This is a genomic window from Burkholderia sp. AU19243 (genome assembly GCF_018148075.1).
GTDB classification, from domain to species: Bacteria; Pseudomonadota; Gammaproteobacteria; order Burkholderiales; family Burkholderiaceae; genus Burkholderia; species Burkholderia latens_A.
In genome coordinates, this window is the sequence record NZ_JAGSTV010000005.1 from 264,472 (window position 1) to 279,674 (window position 15,203).

Below are 15,203 nucleotides of genomic sequence, written 5' to 3' on the forward strand. Positions count from 1 at the left end.
AACGGAAGGCGGCGCGGGTGCCGGTGTCGGGAAATCGGGAAGAAACGGCCGGCGGCACGCGCCGGCCGTGACGGACGACCGAGCCTATTCGGCCAGTTCCGCGAGCGTGGGAATCGACGGCTGCGCGCCGGCGCGCGTGACCGACAGTGCCGCCGCGCGTTGCGCGAAGCGAATCGCGGGATCGACGTCGTCGCCGGCCGCGATCCGCGCGGCAAAGCCGCCGATGAACGTATCGCCGGCCGCGGTCGTGTCGAGCGCGCGTACGACCGGCGCCGGATAATGGCGCGCCGCGCCGTCGGCGGTGAGCGCGAGCACGCCGCGCGCGGAGAGCGTGATCAGCACGTTGCGCGCGCCGGCCGCCTGCAACGCGCGGGCGGCCGCTTCCGCATCGGCCGGATCGCGCACCGGCAGCCCGGTCAGCGCGGCCGCCTCGACCTCGTTCGGGATCAGGTAATCGACGAGCGGCAGCCAGCCGTCCGGCAGCGGCGCGACCGCCGGCGCCGGATTCAGCACCACCGTGCGGCCGAGCCGCCGGCCCGCCGACAGCGCCGCATGCACCGCATCAGGCGGCGTCTCGAGCTGGCAGATCAGCACGTCGGTCGCGGCCAGCGCGGCCTCGTGCCGCGCGACCGTATCGGGCGTGACTTCGCCGTTGCCGCCGGCGACGATCACGATCGTGTTCTGGCTCGCATCGTCGACGACGATCAGCGCGACGCCGGTCGACGCCGCCGTGCTGGTGGACAGCCCCGCGCAATCGATTCCTTCCGCTTCGAGGCCGGCCCGCAGCGCGGCGCCGTGCGCGTCCGCACCGACGCAGCCGATCATCGCGACCCGGGCGCCAAGACGCGCGGCCGCGACGGCCTGATTGCCGCCCTTGCCGCCTGCCGCCTGCGCATACGCTCGGCCGGCGAGCGTCTCGCCCGGCACCGGCAGACGCGGTGCGCGCACGACGAGATCCATGTTGAGGCTGCCGACCACCGTCACCCGGCCGGCGCCCGTGCGGCGCGCCGTCATGCGCGATCGCCGGACGCGGCCGGCTCGCGGTAGATCGCCGTCGATTCGCGCAGCACGAGGCGCGGCGACACGACGCGACGCCGGCTCGGCGCGGCCGACGAGCCGCCGCCAATCCGCTCGATTAGCGTCTGCGCGGCCATCTCGCCGAGCGCGCGCACCGACTGGCCCACCGTAGACAGCGCCGGATACGTGTAACGGGAGAATTCGATGTCGTCGAAACCGATGATCGAGCACTCGTCCGGCACGCGCAGCCCGCGCTCGGCCGCCGCGCGCAGCGCGCCGACGCCCATCAGGTCGTTGCCCGCGAAAATCGCGCTCGGACGCACCGACTCGAACAGCCGGGCCGCCGCGTGGTAGCCGCCAAGGCACGAGAAGTCGCTTTCCGCGATCGCACCCGGCACGATGTCGATCCCGCGCTCGGCCATTGCGCGGATGAAGCCGTGCACGCGCATCGCGCTGACGGCCGTGTCGGTCGGGCCGGTGATGCAGCCGATCTTCGCATGCCCGAGTTCGAGCAGGTGGCGCGTCGCGAGGTAAGCGCCGCGCTCGTGATCGATCTGCACGAGGTCGGCGGCGAGCCCCTCGATGTTGCGGTCGACGACGACGAGCGGCGCGTGCGCGTCGGCAAGCGTCTGCGCGAGCACGGCGTCCTCGCCGGCCGACGCGACGATCAGCCCGTCGATGCGCTTTTCCTGGAGCACGCGCAGGTAGTTGCGCTGCTTCACCGGATCGTCGTCCGAGTTGCAGAAGAACACGCAATAGCCGTTCGCCGCGCACTGGTCCTCGATACCGCGCGCCAGCTCCGCGAAGTACGGATTCGTGCTGTTCGGCACGACGAGGCCGATGGTCGCCGTCGCGCGCGCCTTCAGCGAACGCGCCACCGCCGACGGCACGTAGTTCAGCTCGCGGATCGCGCCTTCGACCTTCGCACGCACATCCGCGGACACCGGCCGCGAATTGTTCACCACGTGCGAGACGGTCGTAAACGACACGCCCGCCATGGCCGCCACATCCTTGATCGTCGCCATTTCCCGTTTCTCTCTGGTCTGCTTTCTGTGTAGTTCTACCGGGCGCGCGCGCGCCGGCTGCGATACGTATCGAGCACGACCGCCACCACGATCACCGCCCCGGTGATGATCCGTTTGGTCGGCTCGTTCGCGCCGATCTGCGCGAGTCCGGCGGCCAGCACCGAGATGATCAACACGCCGAAGAACGTGCTGATCACCGAGCCGCGCCCGCCCATCAGGCTCGTGCCGCCGATCACGACGGCGGCGATCACCTGCAGTTCGAGGCCTGCGCCCGCATTCGGGTCGGCGGCCTCGAGCCGCGAAATCTGGAACAGCGACGCGAGCCCCGCGAGCGCCCCCATCAATGCGAATACGAGGATTTTATACGGCCGCGGGTTAACCCCGGCAAGCCGCACTGCCTCCTCGTTCGTGCCGATCCCGACCAGATAACGGCCGAACACGGTGCGCGTCAGCACGAACTGCGCGGCAATCATCACCACGACCGCGATCAGGAACGCCGGCGAGATGCCCAGCGCGATCGGGTTCGACAGGAAATCGAACGCGTCGCCGATGTAGGCCGTGCGCGAATTCGTCAGCTGATACGCGACACCGCGCGCGGCCTCCAGCACGCCGAGCGACACGATGAACGACGGAATCCGCCAGCCCACCGTGATCGCGCCCGTCAGCGAGCCCGTCGCGGTCGCGACCGCGATCCCGATCAGCGCGGCCGGCAACGGCCCCCATTGCCATTTCAGCGCGGCCACGCTGACCATCGACGCGGCCAGCGCGAGCACCGAACCCACCGACAGGTCGATGCCGGCGATGATCAGCACGAAGGTCATCCCGACCGACATCACGACGAGATCGGGGATCTGGTTCGCGATCGTACTGAACGTATCGTAGGTCAGGAAATGCGAGCTCAGCGCCGAAAACAGCGCGATCATCGCGACGAGCGCGCCGGCGAGCCCGAGGTAGTTCGACACGCCGAGCCGCGTGCCGGACAGCGTGCGCGCACGGCGCCCGGTTACGTCCTGCTGCGCGCCGGCGTCGCTCGGGGATACGGGGGGCTGGGTCATTGCTGGGATCCTGTCGTCGAAGTGCCGGAAGCCGCGCGCGGCGCCGCTCCCGCGTCCGGATGGCGCACGCCTTCGGGCAGCGCTTCGCGGCCGAAGCCGGCGAACGCCGCCGCCAGCAGCGCATCCTGGGTCCAGTTGCCGCGCTCGAACACGGCGGTCATGCGGCCGGCCGACATCACGCCGATCCGGTCGCAAATCAGCATCAGTTCGCGCAGATCGCTCGATACGACGACCAGCGCACGGCCTTCGCGCGCGAGCGCGCCCATCAGCGTGTAGATCTCGAACTTCGCGCCGACGTCGATTCCGCGGGTCGGCTCGTCGAACAGCAGCACGCCCATGTCGCGTGCGAGCCAGCGGCCGATCACGACCTTTTGCTGGTTGCCGCCCGACAGTTCGCCGACGGCCTGCGCGGCGCCGTGGGTACGGATCCGCAACGCGTCGATCTGCTGCTCGGCGAGCGCCGTCTCGCGCGCCGTATCGACGATGCCGCCGCGCGCGAGCCGGTCGAGCTGGCCGAGCGACACGTTCGACGTGACCGATTGCGTCAGCAGCAGCCCCTCACCCTTGCGATCCTCGGTGATCAGCGCGATACCGTGCCTGACCGCGTCGACCGGCGACTCGATGCGCACCGGCTTCGGCGGATCGCCGACCGCGATGGTTCCCGCATCCGGCGTATCGGCGCCGTAGATCAGGCGCAGCAATTCGGTGCGCCCGGCGCCGATCAGCCCCGAAACGCCGAAGATTTCGCCGGCGCGCACTTCCAGCGACACGTCGCGCACCGCCGTGCCGCGCGTCATCCCGGACACCGCGAGCCGCGGCGCGCCGAGCCGGCGCACGCCGAGATCGATGTGCTCGCCGATCTCGCGCCCGACCATCAGCGTGACGAGCGCGTCGGACGTCGTCGCGGCCATGTCGCCCACATGCACGAGCCGGCCGTCGCGCAGCACCGCGACGCGCTCGGCGACCCGCGCGAGTTCCTCGAGCCGGTGCGAAATATAGACGATCGCGACGCCGCGCGCCTTCAGCCTGTCGATCTGCTCGAACAGCAGTTCGACTTCGCGCGCGGTCAGCATTGCGGTCGGCTCGTCGAGAATCAGCACGCGACAGTCGCCGATCAGATTGCGCGCAATCTCGACCATCTGCTGGTGGCCGATGCCAAGCGCGCCGACCGGCGTGTCGGGATCGACCGAATCGAGCCCGACCTGCGCCATCGCGGCACGCGCGTCGTCCCGCAGCCGCGCACGGTCGATGATGCCGAAGCGGCGCGGCAGACGGTTCAGAAACAGGTTTTCGGCGACGGTCAGCGTCGGCAGCAGGTTCAGCTCCTGCATCACCATGCGCACGCCGAGCGCCTCGGCCTGCGTGCGGCTCGCCGGCGCATAGGCTTCGCCGCCGAGCAGCATCGTGCCCGCCGTCGGATCGACGAGGCCGCCGATGATCTTCGACAGCGTGCTCTTGCCCGCACCGTTCTCGCCGGTCAGCGCGAGCGCTTCGCCGGCCGCGAGCGTCAGCGTGACGTCGGCGAGCACGGGTTCGGCATAGGTCTTGCCGATGCCGGCGACGGACAGTACGGGAACGGCTGAACGGGAGGGTTGGAAGGTCGGTTCCATCGCGATCCTGGTTGCGGCCGCGCGCGGGGCGCGGATATGACGCTCACAAGTGCAAGTGCATGCAGTGGCCGTGATCGCGCTCACCCCGTATAACGGCCGCCGCCCCGGATTCTTGAGGGAGGCGGCCGCAACGGCGCGGCGTTACTTCGTCACGAGGTCCACCGGCGTCTCGACCACACCGGTCATGTCGGCCTGCTTGCGATGCTCGGCGATCGCCTTGAGCGCCGTGTCGATGCCGAATACTGCCTGCTTCGCGGCGTACTGGTCGGCGGTCGCGAGCACGCGGCCGTCCTTGAGCATCGGCTTGATCGCATTGATGTTGTCGTAGCCGACCACGAACACCTTGCCCTGCTTGCCCGCCGCACGCACGGCCGACACGGCGCCGATCGCCATGTTGTCGTTGCCGCACAGCAGTGCGCGCAGGTTCGGGTATTCGTTGAGCATTGCGGACGCGACCGCGTTGCCCTTGTCGATCTCCCATTCGCCTGACTGCACCGACACGACCTTCATCCCGCCTGCCTTCATCGCGTCCTGGAAACCGGCCGTGCGCTGCTGCGCGTTGGTCGTCGTCGACACGCCTTCGATGATGCCGACCTGGTCGCCGGCCTTCAGCCGCTTCGCGAGGTAGTCGCCGATCTTGCGCGCGCCCTTGCGGTTGTCGGGACCGACGAACGGCACATTCAGATTTTTCGACTTCAGCACGTCGGGATCGAGCCGGTTGTCGATGTTCACGACGATGATCCCCGCATCGACGGCCTTCTTCACGACCGGCACGAGCGCTTTCGAATCCGCCGGCGCAAGCACGATAGCGTCGACCTTCGACACGATCATCTGCTCGACGATGCGGATCTGGTTCGCGGTGTCGGTCTCGTCCTTGATGCCGTTGGTGATCAGGTCGAACTGCGCGGCGTTGTGCTTCTGGTACTCCTTCGCGCCATTCTCCATCGTCAGGAAAAACTCGTTGGCGAGCGACTTCATCACGAGCGCGACCTTCGGCTTGGCCGCAGACTGCGCGTGAACGGCCGCCGGTGCGGCAGCGACCGCGACCGCGGCAAGCGCGGCGGTCAGAAAGCGACGGCGAAACAGGACATTCATACACATCTCCTGGCGACTGGCCCGACGGGCCGGATTGTTATTCGACTGTTGTTTTAATGCGAGCAAACGTTTGCGCCACACTACCCGGGCAATGGCCATCGATGCTGCTTGTCGGTACCAAGGAATGGAGCGAGGCAGACGGCCGACTGCCTGGCGCGTGCTGTCGTCGACGCGCCGCCGCCAGCGGGGACGCCAGCGGAGTGACGGCTATGCTGTACCGTTTCTATGCAACGCGCAACCCGTCTGATCAATATTTAAGGGTTTATTCGGAGCGCATTGTCGTTCGCGTCGGTTGCCGCGTGTTACGGCAGACGGATCACCGCTTCGCGCGGCGCGCACCGCCGGGTGCCGCCGCGCAGCGATGCGATGCAGCGAGCGCGCGCATGCCGCGCCCGCTGCGACCGCCGTGCATCGGCGGATCAGACTGCTTCGCGCAGCATCCCGGCGATTTCCGCTTCGTTCAGGTGCGGCGCGAACATCTCGATCAGCCGGTACGCATACGCGCGCAGGAACGCGCCCTTGCGCAAGCCGACGCGCGTCGTGCTCGCCTCGAACAAGTGCTGCGTGTCGAGCGCGACGAGCCCCGTGTCGCGCTGCGGATCGAACGCCATTGCGGCGACGACGCCGATCCCCATGCCGAGCTCGACGTAAGTCTTGATCACGTCCGCGTCGATCGCGGTCAGCACGACGTCGGGCACCGCGCCCGCCTGCGCGAACGCCTGGTCGATATGCGAGCGGCCGGTGAAGTCCTGGTCGTACGTGATGATCGGATATTCGGCGATTTCGTCGAGCGTGAGGTTCTCGCGGCCGACGAGCGGATGGCCTTTCGGCACGACGACCGTGTGATGCCACGAATAGCACGGAAACGTGACGATGTCCGGATAGCGATCGAGCGCTTCGGTGGAGATGCCGAGATCGGCTTCGCCGTTCAGGATCATCTGCGCGATCTGCTGCGGGCTGCCCTGGCGCAGCGCAAGATGCACCTTCGGGAACACCTCGGTGAACTGCCGGATCACCTTCGGCAGCGCGTAGCGCGCCTGCGTGTGCGTCGTTGCGACGACGAGGTGGCCGCTGTCCTGGTCCGCGAACTGGCGCGCGACGCGGCGCAGGTTCTCCGCGTCGAGCAGCATCCGCTCGATCAGCTGGTGCACGGCCTTGCCCGGCTCCGTGAGCCCGGTGAGCCGCTTGCCGCGCCGGATGAAGATGTCGACGCCCAGTTCATCCTCGAGATCCTTGATCTGTTTCGACACGCCCGACTGCGACGTGTACAGCACGTTCGCGACTTCCGTCAGGTTCATGTTCTGGCGCACGGCCTCTCGCACGAAACGCAATTGCTGAAAATTCATGGGTATGCCTCTTAGGCTGTCGTTGTTCGAATATCGATTCGATGTCGATCCGGAGCGGTATCCGCCCTCTTCTCGTTGCCGGGTTCAGGCGTCAGTGCGCGGGAAACACGCGAACCGCGCGCGGAACGGCCGTCGCGCCGTCGCCCACCTGCAGTTCGAGCGCACGCCACGCGTCGCGATCGAGCTCCGCCTCCAGCGCGCCGCCCGAGCGCGCCTCGAGCTCGATGCGTACCGAGCCGCCGAGCGGGATCACGCGGCGCACGTCGACCGCAATGCCGTCGCGATGGCCGTCGCCGGCCGGCCACAGCTGCAGATCGTGCGGCCGCACGTATGCGTTCGCGGGGCCTGCGAAATCGGCGTCGACCGCGATCGGCGCGGCCGCGCCGTCGGCGACGAAGCCGCGGCCGGCGACCGTGCCCGGCAGCCGGTTCGCCGCGCCGAGAAACTCGTAGACGAACGCGCTTTGCGGATGATCGTAGACGTCCTGCGGGCTGCCGACCTGCTCGACGCGACCGCGGTTCAGCACGACGATGCGGTCGGCCACTTCCAGCGCCTCCTCCTGGTCGTGCGTGACGAAGATCGTCGAGATGTGCAGGTCGTCGTGCAGGCGACGCAGCCAGCCCCGCAGCTCCTTGCGCACCTTCGCGTCGAGCGCGCCGAACGGCTCGTCGAGCAGCAGCACTTTCGGCTCGACCGCGAGCGCGCGCGCCAGCGCGATCCGCTGTCGCTGGCCGCCCGACAGCTCGGACGGATAGCGCTGCGCGAGCCAGTCGAGCTGCACCAGCTTCAGCAGCTCGTGCACCTTGTCGCGAATCACGGCTTCCGACGGCCGCTCGCGGCGCGGCTTCACTCGCAGCCCGAACGCGACGTTCTCGAACACGGTCATGTGGCGGAACAGCGCGTAATGCTGGAACACGAAGCCGACCTGGCGATCGCGCGCGCCGACCGATGCGACGTCGAGCCCCTGCAGCACGACCTGGCCGGCGTCCGCGTGCTCGAGGCCCGCGATCACGCGCAGCAGCGTGGTCTTGCCGCAGCCGGACGGCCCGAGCAGCGCGACGAGCTCGCCGGGCGGGAAGTCGAGCGACACGTTGTCGAGCGCGGTGAAATCGCCGAAGCGCTTCTGAAGATGACGGACAGTGATACCCATTCTGGTTGCCTCTTTACGATTTCGACGAAATGGCGGCGGCGGGGCCGGCATGAGCGGGAACGTCATCGCGCGCGCCGGCCAGTTCGGCGGCGAGATGGCGCTCGGCGAGCAGCTTCAGCGCGAGCGTGACGAGCGCGAGCAACGCCAGCACCGACGCCACTGCGAACGCGGCCGCGAAGTTGTATTCGTTGTACAGGATCTCGACGTGCAACGGCATCGTGTCGGTGACGCCGCGGATGTGACCGGATACGACCGACACCGCGCCGAACTCGCCCATCGCACGCGCGTTGCACAGGATCACGCCGTACAGCAGCCCCCATCTCACGTTCGGCAGCGTCACGCGCCGGAAGATCTGCCAGCCCGACGCACCGAGCACGCGCGCGGCCTCTTCCTCGTCGGTGCCCTGCGCCTGCATCAGCGGAATCAGCTCCCGCGCGACGAACGGGAACGTGACGAAGATCGTCGCGAGCACGATGCCCGGCACTGCGAAGATGATCTGCACGTCGTGATCCTGCAGCCACGGGCCGAGCCAGCCCTGCGCGCCGAACAGCAGCACGTAGACGAGCCCCGAGATCACTGGCGACACCGAGAACGGCAGATCGATCAGCGTCGTCAGGAGCGCCTTGCCGCGGAACTCGAACTTCGCGATCGCCCACGATGCACACACGCCGAACACGAGATTCAGCGGCACCGCGATCGCGGCGACGGTCAGCGTCAGCTTGATCGCCGACCACGCGTCGGGATCGGCGAGCGATTCGAGATAGAAGCCGACGCCCTTGCGCAGCGCCTCGAAGAACACCGCGGCGAGCGGCACCACGAGAAAGAACGCGAGGAACGCCAGCGCGATGCCGATCAGCAGCCAGCGCACCGCACGCGGCTCGCTGACGGGATCGAGCTGTTTGGCGGCGCGCGCACGCGCGGCGGACGGATTGTTCAGCACGACAGTGGACTCCCGGCTCATCGCTGGCCTCCGGCGGCGGCCGCCGTACCGGCCGCGGTGGCGGTTGCGGGCGCGGGGCCGCTCGCGCCCTTGCTCGTGCGGCGCTGCAGATACCACTGCAGCGTGTTGATCAGCAGCAGCATCAGGAACGACACGACCAGCATCACGACGGCCAGCGCGGTCGCGCCCGCGTAGTCGTACTGCTCGAGCTTCGTGATGATCAGCAGCGACGTGATCTCGGACTTCATCGGCACGTTGCCGGCGATGAAGATCACCGACCCGTATTCGCCGAGCGCACGCGCGAACGCGAGCGCGAAGCCCGTGAGCAGCGCCGGCAGCACCGCGGGCAGCACGACGCGGCGAAACGTCAGCCAGCGCGACGCGCCCAGGCATGCGGCGGCCTCTTCCTGCTCTCGCTCGAAATCCTCGAGCACCGGCTGCACCGTGCGCACGACGAACGGCAGCCCGATGAAGGTCAGCGCGACCAGGACGCCGACCGGCGTAAACGCGATCTTGATGCCGAACGGCGCGAGATACTGGCCGACCCAGCCGTTCGTCGCATAGACGGCTGCGAGCGAGATGCCGGCGACCGACGTCGGCAGCGCGAACGGCAGGTCCACGATCGCGTCGACGACGCGCTTGAACGGGAACGTGTAGCGGACCAGCACCCACGCGACGAGAAAGCCGAACACGGCGTTGATCAGTGCGCCGCCGAGTGCGGCCGAAAACGTCAGCCGGTACGACGCGAGCACGCGCGGCGACGTGACGGCAGTCACGAACTGGCCCCACGACAGCGTCGCGGTTTTCAGGAATGTGGCGGCGAGCGGGATCAGCACCACGAGGCTCAAATAAGCCACCGTGATGCCGAGCGTCACGCCGAAACCGGGCAGCGCGCTCGGCTTGCGAAAGGTGTACGTCGTCATCGGATGCTCTTGCTGGGTCGATGCTGCTCATGGGCCCGACGCAAACGCCGGCGCGAAGAATGCTCTCTCGCGCCGGCGGCCCGCCGGGGATGCTGCGCGCTGTCGTGGCGCGCCGCTGTCGTTATGGTGTTGCGTGCGTTACTGCGGCTTGTAGATCGAATCGAACACGCCGCCGTCCGCGAAATGCGTCTTCTGCGCATTCGTCCAGCCGCCGAACGTGTCGTCGACCGTGTACAGCTTCAGCTTGGGAAACTGCTTCGTCAGTTCCGCCGGCACGTTCTTCGCGCGCGGACGGTAGTAGTTGCGCGCCGCGATCTCCTGGCCTTGCGGGCTGTACAGGAAATTCAGGTACGCCTCGGCCAGCTTGCGCGTGCCCTTCTTGTCGACCACCTTGTCGACCACCGCGACCGGCGGCTCGGCCAGGATGCTGACCGACGGCACGACAATCTCGAACTTGTCGGTGCCGAATTCCTTGATCGACAGGAACGCCTCGTTTTCCCACGCGATCAGCACGTCGCCGATTCCGCGCTGCACGAAGCTCGTCGTCGCGCCGCGCGCGCCCGAATCGAGCACGCCGGCGTTCTTGTACAGCTTCGTCACGAATTCCTTCGCGCTCTGCTCGTTGCCGCCCGGCTTGTGCACCGCATACGCCCACGCGGCCAGATAGTTCCAGCGCGCGCCGCCGGAGGTCTTCGGGTTCGGCGTGACGATCGAGATGCCGGGCTTGGTCAGGTCGTCCCAGTCCTTGATCCCCTTCGGATTGCCCTTGCGCACCAGGAATACGATCGTCGACGTGTACGGCGACGCGTTGTCCGGCAGGCGCTTTTGCCAGTCCTTGTTGACGAGGCCCTTGTTGGCGATCGCGTCGATGTCGTACGCGAGCGCCAGCGTGACGACGTCGGCCTGCAGCCCGTCCAGCACCGAGCGCGCCTGTGCGCCCGAGCCGCCGTGCGACTGTTTGAAGTTGACCGTCTCGCCCGTCTTCGCCTTCCACTCCTTGCCGAACGCCTGGTTGAAATCCTGGTACAGCTCGCGCGTCGGGTCGTACGACACGTTCAGGAAGGTCGTATCGGCCTGCGCGTGGGTCGCGACGCCCAGCGCCGCCGCCGCCCCCAGCGCGAGTGTTGCGATCAGGCGGCCCGCTCCGCCCACCAGCCCCGTATTGCGCTTCGCCATCCTTGGTTCTCCAGTGTTGTCGATGTTGCGATGTCGGGCCAGTCTATCGAACGGGTTACATGATTAAAAATAATCGTTCTTCATTTTTTAATACTCAAAAGTGCTAACGCAGACTGGACGGACGGTTGCGGCAGACAAACCGGCGTCAGGGCGGCACAAAATGACGCCGGAACCGGCGCGATCGCGGCGAACCTCAAGTAACACTTGAAATTCGCGAAGTACTGTATAAAAATACAGCTCACTGTCTATCCATACAGTTCAGCCATGACCAAACTCACCGCCCGTCAGCAGCAAGTGTTCGACTTGATTCGCCGCGCGATCGAGCGCTCCGGTTTTCCACCCACGCGCGCCGAGATCGCCGCCGAGCTCGGCTTCAGTTCGCCGAACGCGGCCGAGGAGCACCTGCGTGCGTTGGCGCGCAAGGGCGTGATCGAGCTCGCGGCCGGCGCGTCGCGCGGCATCCGGCTGCTCGGCGTCGACGACGTCCCGCATCAGTTCACGCTGCCGCACGCCGGCCTGATGCAACTGTCGCTGCCGCTGGTCGGCCGGGTCGCAGCCGGTAGCCCGATCCTCGCGCAGGAGCACATCTCGCAGCATTACGCGTGCGATCCGGCGCTGTTCACGAGCAAGCCCGACTACCTGCTGAAGGTCCGCGGGCTGTCGATGCGCGACGCCGGCATTCTCGATGGCGACCTCCTCGCGGTGCAGAAGCGCACCGAAGCGAAGGATGGCCAGATCATCGTTGCGCGTCTTGGCGACGACGTCACGGTCAAGCGCCTGATGCGCCGCCCCGGCGGCATCGAGCTGATCGCGGAGAACCCGGATTACGAAAACATCTTCGTCAAGGCCGGCAGCGCGGAGTTCGCGCTGGAAGGCATCGCCGTCGGGCTGATCCGCTCGGGCGAACTCTGACAATCGGTCTCGCTGAGGAGAACACCATGGAACGCCTTTCCCGTCTGCTGCCTTTCCGTCAATTCGGCCGCCTGCGTCATCTGCGCGGCCGCACGCCCTGCGCGCCGCTGTCCGCCGCGGCGCCCGTGGTGAGCCAAGAAGTCGCAGTTGAACGGCAGGCGTCGCTGCTGCCGTCAGCGCTTCCCGCCTTCGCGCGCGTCTCGCTGAATGCCGGCCTCAATCACGCGGAACCGGCGCGCCGGGCGCCGGTGCGCGTCTATCACGGCCGGTCGCGCCTGATCATGGTGGGCACGATCGATGCCGTGTGCCGGATGATCGATCGCTGCATCGCCGAGGAACGATCGGCCACGCACGGCGGTCTCTGATAGCGGAACCCGTCCACCCGGAGGCATCGTGACTGGAGCAACGGGCCGCACGTTGCGGCTCAAACCTCTGCTGATCGTCGTGTTGGCCGTCGCCGTATTCGCGGCGATCGGCTACGCGTACGCTTCCCCGTATATCGCACTCGGTCGCCTGAAATCGGCGGTCGACGCGCGCGATGCGCAAGCGGTCAGTGAATACGTCGATTTCCCGTCGCTGCGCATCAGCTTGAAACAGCAAGTCACGGAAGAATTGATGCGCCGGATCGATGCAGTGAAGAAGGACAACCCGTTCGCGGTGATCGGCGCGCTGATCGGGTCTGCATTGATCGGCCCGTTGGTCGATGCGTATGCGACACCGGAAGGCGTAGCGGCGCTGATGAGCGGGATCCCGCCGCGCGGCAATCCCGGCGAAAGGCCGCCCGATTGGTCGGACGCTGTGCCAGACGGCACGCGTGGCAACGCAGCAGCACCACCAGCGGCAGTGCCTGCGGCCCCAGGCACCGCCGCCAGCGTGCCGCAACCCGGCAGTAGCACGATTACGACTGCGCCGGCCCCGCCTGCGGCAGCGCCCGCACCGGCCCGCCCCCGCGACGCAGGCCATCCGCAGCAGACGAGTGCGGGCTATCGGAATATCGATGAATTCGTCGTGACCTACCAGCGCAGCGCCGACGGCACGCGCTATGCAGCGATCTTCCACCGCGTCGGGCTGTTTTCCTGGAAGCTGTCCGCGATCGACCTGCACGCGTGAGCGTGCTTCGAGCGGATGAGATGCCGCCAACGCAGCGCGGCGCGAAACCGGCATGAATCGCGGCGCACCGCGCCCGGTCACGCGCTTGCGATATCGGGTGCGGTGTTACGTGCCGCTCGCGATCGCCGCTTCGCGCTCGCGCGCGATCTCGGCCTTTTGCTCTTCCGCCGAAGAACACGCGACGAGAATGCTGCAATTCACGCGATCCAGCAGTTGCGTGTTGCCCGAGCCCATCCACCATCTCGACAAGCCGCTGCGGCACCGGTGGCCGACGACGACGAGATCGGCGTTGATTTCCGTCGCGAGATTCGCAATTTCGTCGATCGGATAGCCGAACGCGAAATGCCCTTCCGCCTGAACGCCGCGCTCGCGCAGCCAGTTCACGCCTTCCTGCAGGATCTCGCGCGCGGTTTCTTCGAAGCGGCCGCACGCGACGTCGGTGAGCAGCCCGGCACTTTGCGCGATGCTGGAACGCATGTCGACAACCGACAGCAAATGCGTTTCCGCCTTTAGATCCAGCGCGAGATTGGCTCCGCACCGCAGTGCCTTGCGCCCTTCGAGGGTGCCGTCGTAGCAGAGCAGAATCTTGTTGTAGCTAGCCATGAAACCTCCCTATCGCGACTACGTGCGCTATGCACTCATCATGGTGCGCCGCAATTGCGGACGCAAGGGATGGAAAACGCTGATTCGCCACGCGGGGCGGGTCGGCGATGATGCGGTGCATGATCGGCGCGTGCATGCACCGCCCCGCGCGGACATGCCGTGATCGGATGCAACCGATGCACTAAAATGGCCCATTCGTGCCGCCGATGCACGGTCGCGTCGGCCATGCGCGTGTGACACGCATGCGCGCGATCCGTTCGCACGCCGGCAAGCCGGCCCGGCCGGCCGCGATACGCGCCCGCTTACAACGACAAACCCGCCCATGTCCGTTGCACCGATCGATTTCCGGAACGTCGAAAAGCGCTATGGCGACAAGCTCGTCGTCAACGGCCTGTCCTTCCACGTGCAGGCTGGCGAATGCTACGGCCTGCTCGGGCCGAATGGCGCCGGCAAGACCACGACGCTGAAGATGCTGCTTGGCCTTGCGTACCCCGATGCCGGCGCGATTTCACTGTGCGGCGAACCGGTTCCGTCGCGTGCGCGGCATGCGCGCCGCCGCGTCGGCGTCGTCCCGCAGTTCGACAACCTCGATCCTGACTTCACGGTCCGCGAGAACCTGCTCGTATTCAGCCGCTATTTCGGACTGTCCGCAGCGGCTGCACGCGGGCTCGTGCAGCCGCTGCTCGAATTCGCGAAGCTGGAGAACAAGGCCGATGCGAAGGTCGGCGAGCTGTCGGGCGGGATGAAGCGGCGGCTGACGCTCGCACGCGCGCTCGTGAACGACCCGGACGTGCTCGTGCTCGACGAGCCGACGACCGGTCTCGATCCGCAGGCGCGGCATCTGATGTGGGAGCGGTTGCGCTCGCTGCTCGCGCGCGGCAAGACGATCCTGATCACCACGCATTTCATGGAGGAAGCCGAGCGGCTGTGCGACCGGCTGTGCGTGATCGAGGACGGTCGCAAAATCGCCGAAGGCGCGCCGCACGCGCTGATCGAATCGGAAATCGGGTGCGACGTTATCGAAGTCTACGGACCGGATCCGAGCACGCTGCGCGACGAGCTGTCGCCGTTCGCGAAACACACCGAAATCAGCGGCGAGACGCTGTTCTGCTACGTGACGGATCCCGAGCCGCTCAGTGCGCGGCTCAAGGGTCGCACTGGCTTGCGCTATCTGCATCGTCCGGCGAATCTTGAAGACGTGTTCCTGCGGCTCACGGGCCGCGACATGCAGGACTGATCGA

General features: G+C 67.3%; 16 protein-coding genes. 5 read left to right on the plus strand and 11 right to left on the minus strand.

Annotated features, from left to right (window positions below):
• Positions 1-84: 84 nt before the first annotated feature.
• The 10 genes from rbsK to KDW55_RS12485 all read right to left on the minus strand — a co-directional run bounded on the left by rbsK (position 85) and on the right by KDW55_RS12485 (position 11,337).
• On the minus strand, positions 85-1,014 hold the full coding sequence (rbsK, locus tag KDW55_RS12440; protein ID WP_069241370.1) for a ribokinase: 930 nt from the start codon (positions 1,012-1,014) through the stop codon (positions 85-87).
• Positions 1,011-2,042, minus strand: coding sequence for a LacI family DNA-binding transcriptional regulator (locus KDW55_RS12445; protein ID WP_040144146.1), 1,032 nt, complete (start codon positions 2,040-2,042; stop codon positions 1,011-1,013). Before KDW55_RS12445 ends, rbsK begins: the two co-directional genes overlap by 4 nt.
• Before the next feature lie 35 nt (positions 2,043-2,077).
• A complete protein-coding gene (locus KDW55_RS12450) occupies positions 2,078-3,097 on the minus strand; it encodes an ABC transporter permease (RefSeq protein ID WP_040144145.1) in 1,020 nt (339 codons plus the stop codon).
• The gene (locus KDW55_RS12455) at positions 3,094-4,707 is read right to left on the minus strand and encodes a sugar ABC transporter ATP-binding protein (protein ID WP_212148641.1); all 1,614 of its coding nucleotides are present in this window, start codon (positions 4,705-4,707) and stop codon (positions 3,094-3,096) included. The genes KDW55_RS12450 and KDW55_RS12455 overlap by 4 nt, the downstream gene beginning before the upstream one ends.
• A gap of 141 nt (positions 4,708-4,848) precedes the next feature.
• Positions 4,849-5,802: a sugar ABC transporter substrate-binding protein gene (locus KDW55_RS12460; RefSeq protein ID WP_040144143.1), complete on the minus strand. Its 954-nt coding sequence runs from the start codon at positions 5,800-5,802 to the stop codon at positions 4,849-4,851.
• 419 nt (positions 5,803-6,221) lie between these two features.
• Positions 6,222-7,148 carry a CysB family HTH-type transcriptional regulator gene (locus KDW55_RS12465; RefSeq protein ID WP_040144142.1) on the minus strand — a complete coding sequence of 309 codons (927 nt, stop codon included), beginning with the start codon at positions 7,146-7,148 and terminating at the stop codon, positions 6,222-6,224.
• Between the two features lie 91 nt (positions 7,149-7,239).
• On the minus strand, positions 7,240-8,298 hold the full coding sequence (locus KDW55_RS12470; RefSeq protein ID WP_040144141.1) for a sulfate ABC transporter ATP-binding protein: 1,059 nt from the start codon (positions 8,296-8,298) through the stop codon (positions 7,240-7,242).
• Between the two features lie 13 nt (positions 8,299-8,311).
• Positions 8,312-9,259 carry a sulfate ABC transporter permease subunit CysW gene (gene cysW / locus KDW55_RS12475; protein ID WP_059544178.1) on the minus strand — a complete coding sequence of 316 codons (948 nt, stop codon included), beginning with the start codon at positions 9,257-9,259 and terminating at the stop codon, positions 8,312-8,314.
• The gene (cysT, locus tag KDW55_RS12480) at positions 9,256-10,161 is read right to left on the minus strand and encodes a sulfate ABC transporter permease subunit CysT (protein ID WP_040144139.1); all 906 of its coding nucleotides are present in this window, start codon (positions 10,159-10,161) and stop codon (positions 9,256-9,258) included. Before cysT ends, cysW begins: the two co-directional genes overlap by 4 nt.
• A 138-nt stretch (positions 10,162-10,299) precedes the next feature.
• Positions 10,300-11,337 (minus strand): sulfate ABC transporter substrate-binding protein, encoded by a 1,038-nt coding sequence (locus tag KDW55_RS12485; protein ID WP_040144138.1) that lies wholly within the window; start codon positions 11,335-11,337, stop codon positions 10,300-10,302.
• A 264-nt stretch (positions 11,338-11,601) separates the two neighbouring features.
• Between KDW55_RS12485 and lexA the strand changes: the two genes are divergently transcribed.
• From lexA to KDW55_RS12500, 3 genes are read left to right on the plus strand one after another with little or no spacing between them, the layout of a single operon-like run.
• Positions 11,602-12,249 (plus strand): transcriptional repressor LexA, encoded by a 648-nt coding sequence (lexA, locus tag KDW55_RS12490; RefSeq protein ID WP_040144137.1) that lies wholly within the window; start codon positions 11,602-11,604, stop codon positions 12,247-12,249.
• A 26-nt stretch (positions 12,250-12,275) separates the two neighbouring features.
• A complete protein-coding gene (locus tag KDW55_RS12495) occupies positions 12,276-12,614 on the plus strand; it encodes a hypothetical protein (RefSeq protein ID WP_040144136.1) in 339 nt (112 codons plus the stop codon).
• A 28-nt stretch (positions 12,615-12,642) separates the two neighbouring features.
• Complete coding sequence (locus tag KDW55_RS12500; protein ID WP_212160647.1) at positions 12,643-13,359, plus strand: DUF2939 domain-containing protein; 717 nt, start codon at positions 12,643-12,645, stop codon at positions 13,357-13,359.
• A 105-nt stretch (positions 13,360-13,464) separates the two neighbouring features.
• Here the strand turns inward: KDW55_RS12500 and KDW55_RS12505 are convergent, their stop codons facing one another.
• Positions 13,465-13,962: a universal stress protein gene (locus KDW55_RS12505; protein ID WP_040144134.1), complete on the minus strand. Its 498-nt coding sequence runs from the start codon at positions 13,960-13,962 to the stop codon at positions 13,465-13,467.
• Between KDW55_RS12505 and KDW55_RS12510 the strand changes: the two genes are divergently transcribed.
• Both KDW55_RS12510 and nodI read left to right on the plus strand, forming a co-directional pair.
• Positions 13,961-14,125, plus strand: coding sequence for a hypothetical protein (locus KDW55_RS12510; RefSeq protein WP_212160648.1), 165 nt, complete (start codon positions 13,961-13,963; stop codon positions 14,123-14,125). The two genes, KDW55_RS12505 and KDW55_RS12510, sit on opposite strands and share 2 nt — an antisense overlap.
• 159 nt (positions 14,126-14,284) lie before the next feature.
• Positions 14,285-15,199, plus strand: a complete 915-nt coding sequence (gene nodI, locus KDW55_RS12515) for a nodulation factor ABC transporter ATP-binding protein NodI (RefSeq protein ID WP_209825246.1) — start codon at positions 14,285-14,287, stop codon at positions 15,197-15,199.
• The last annotated feature ends 4 nt before the right edge of the window (positions 15,200-15,203 follow it).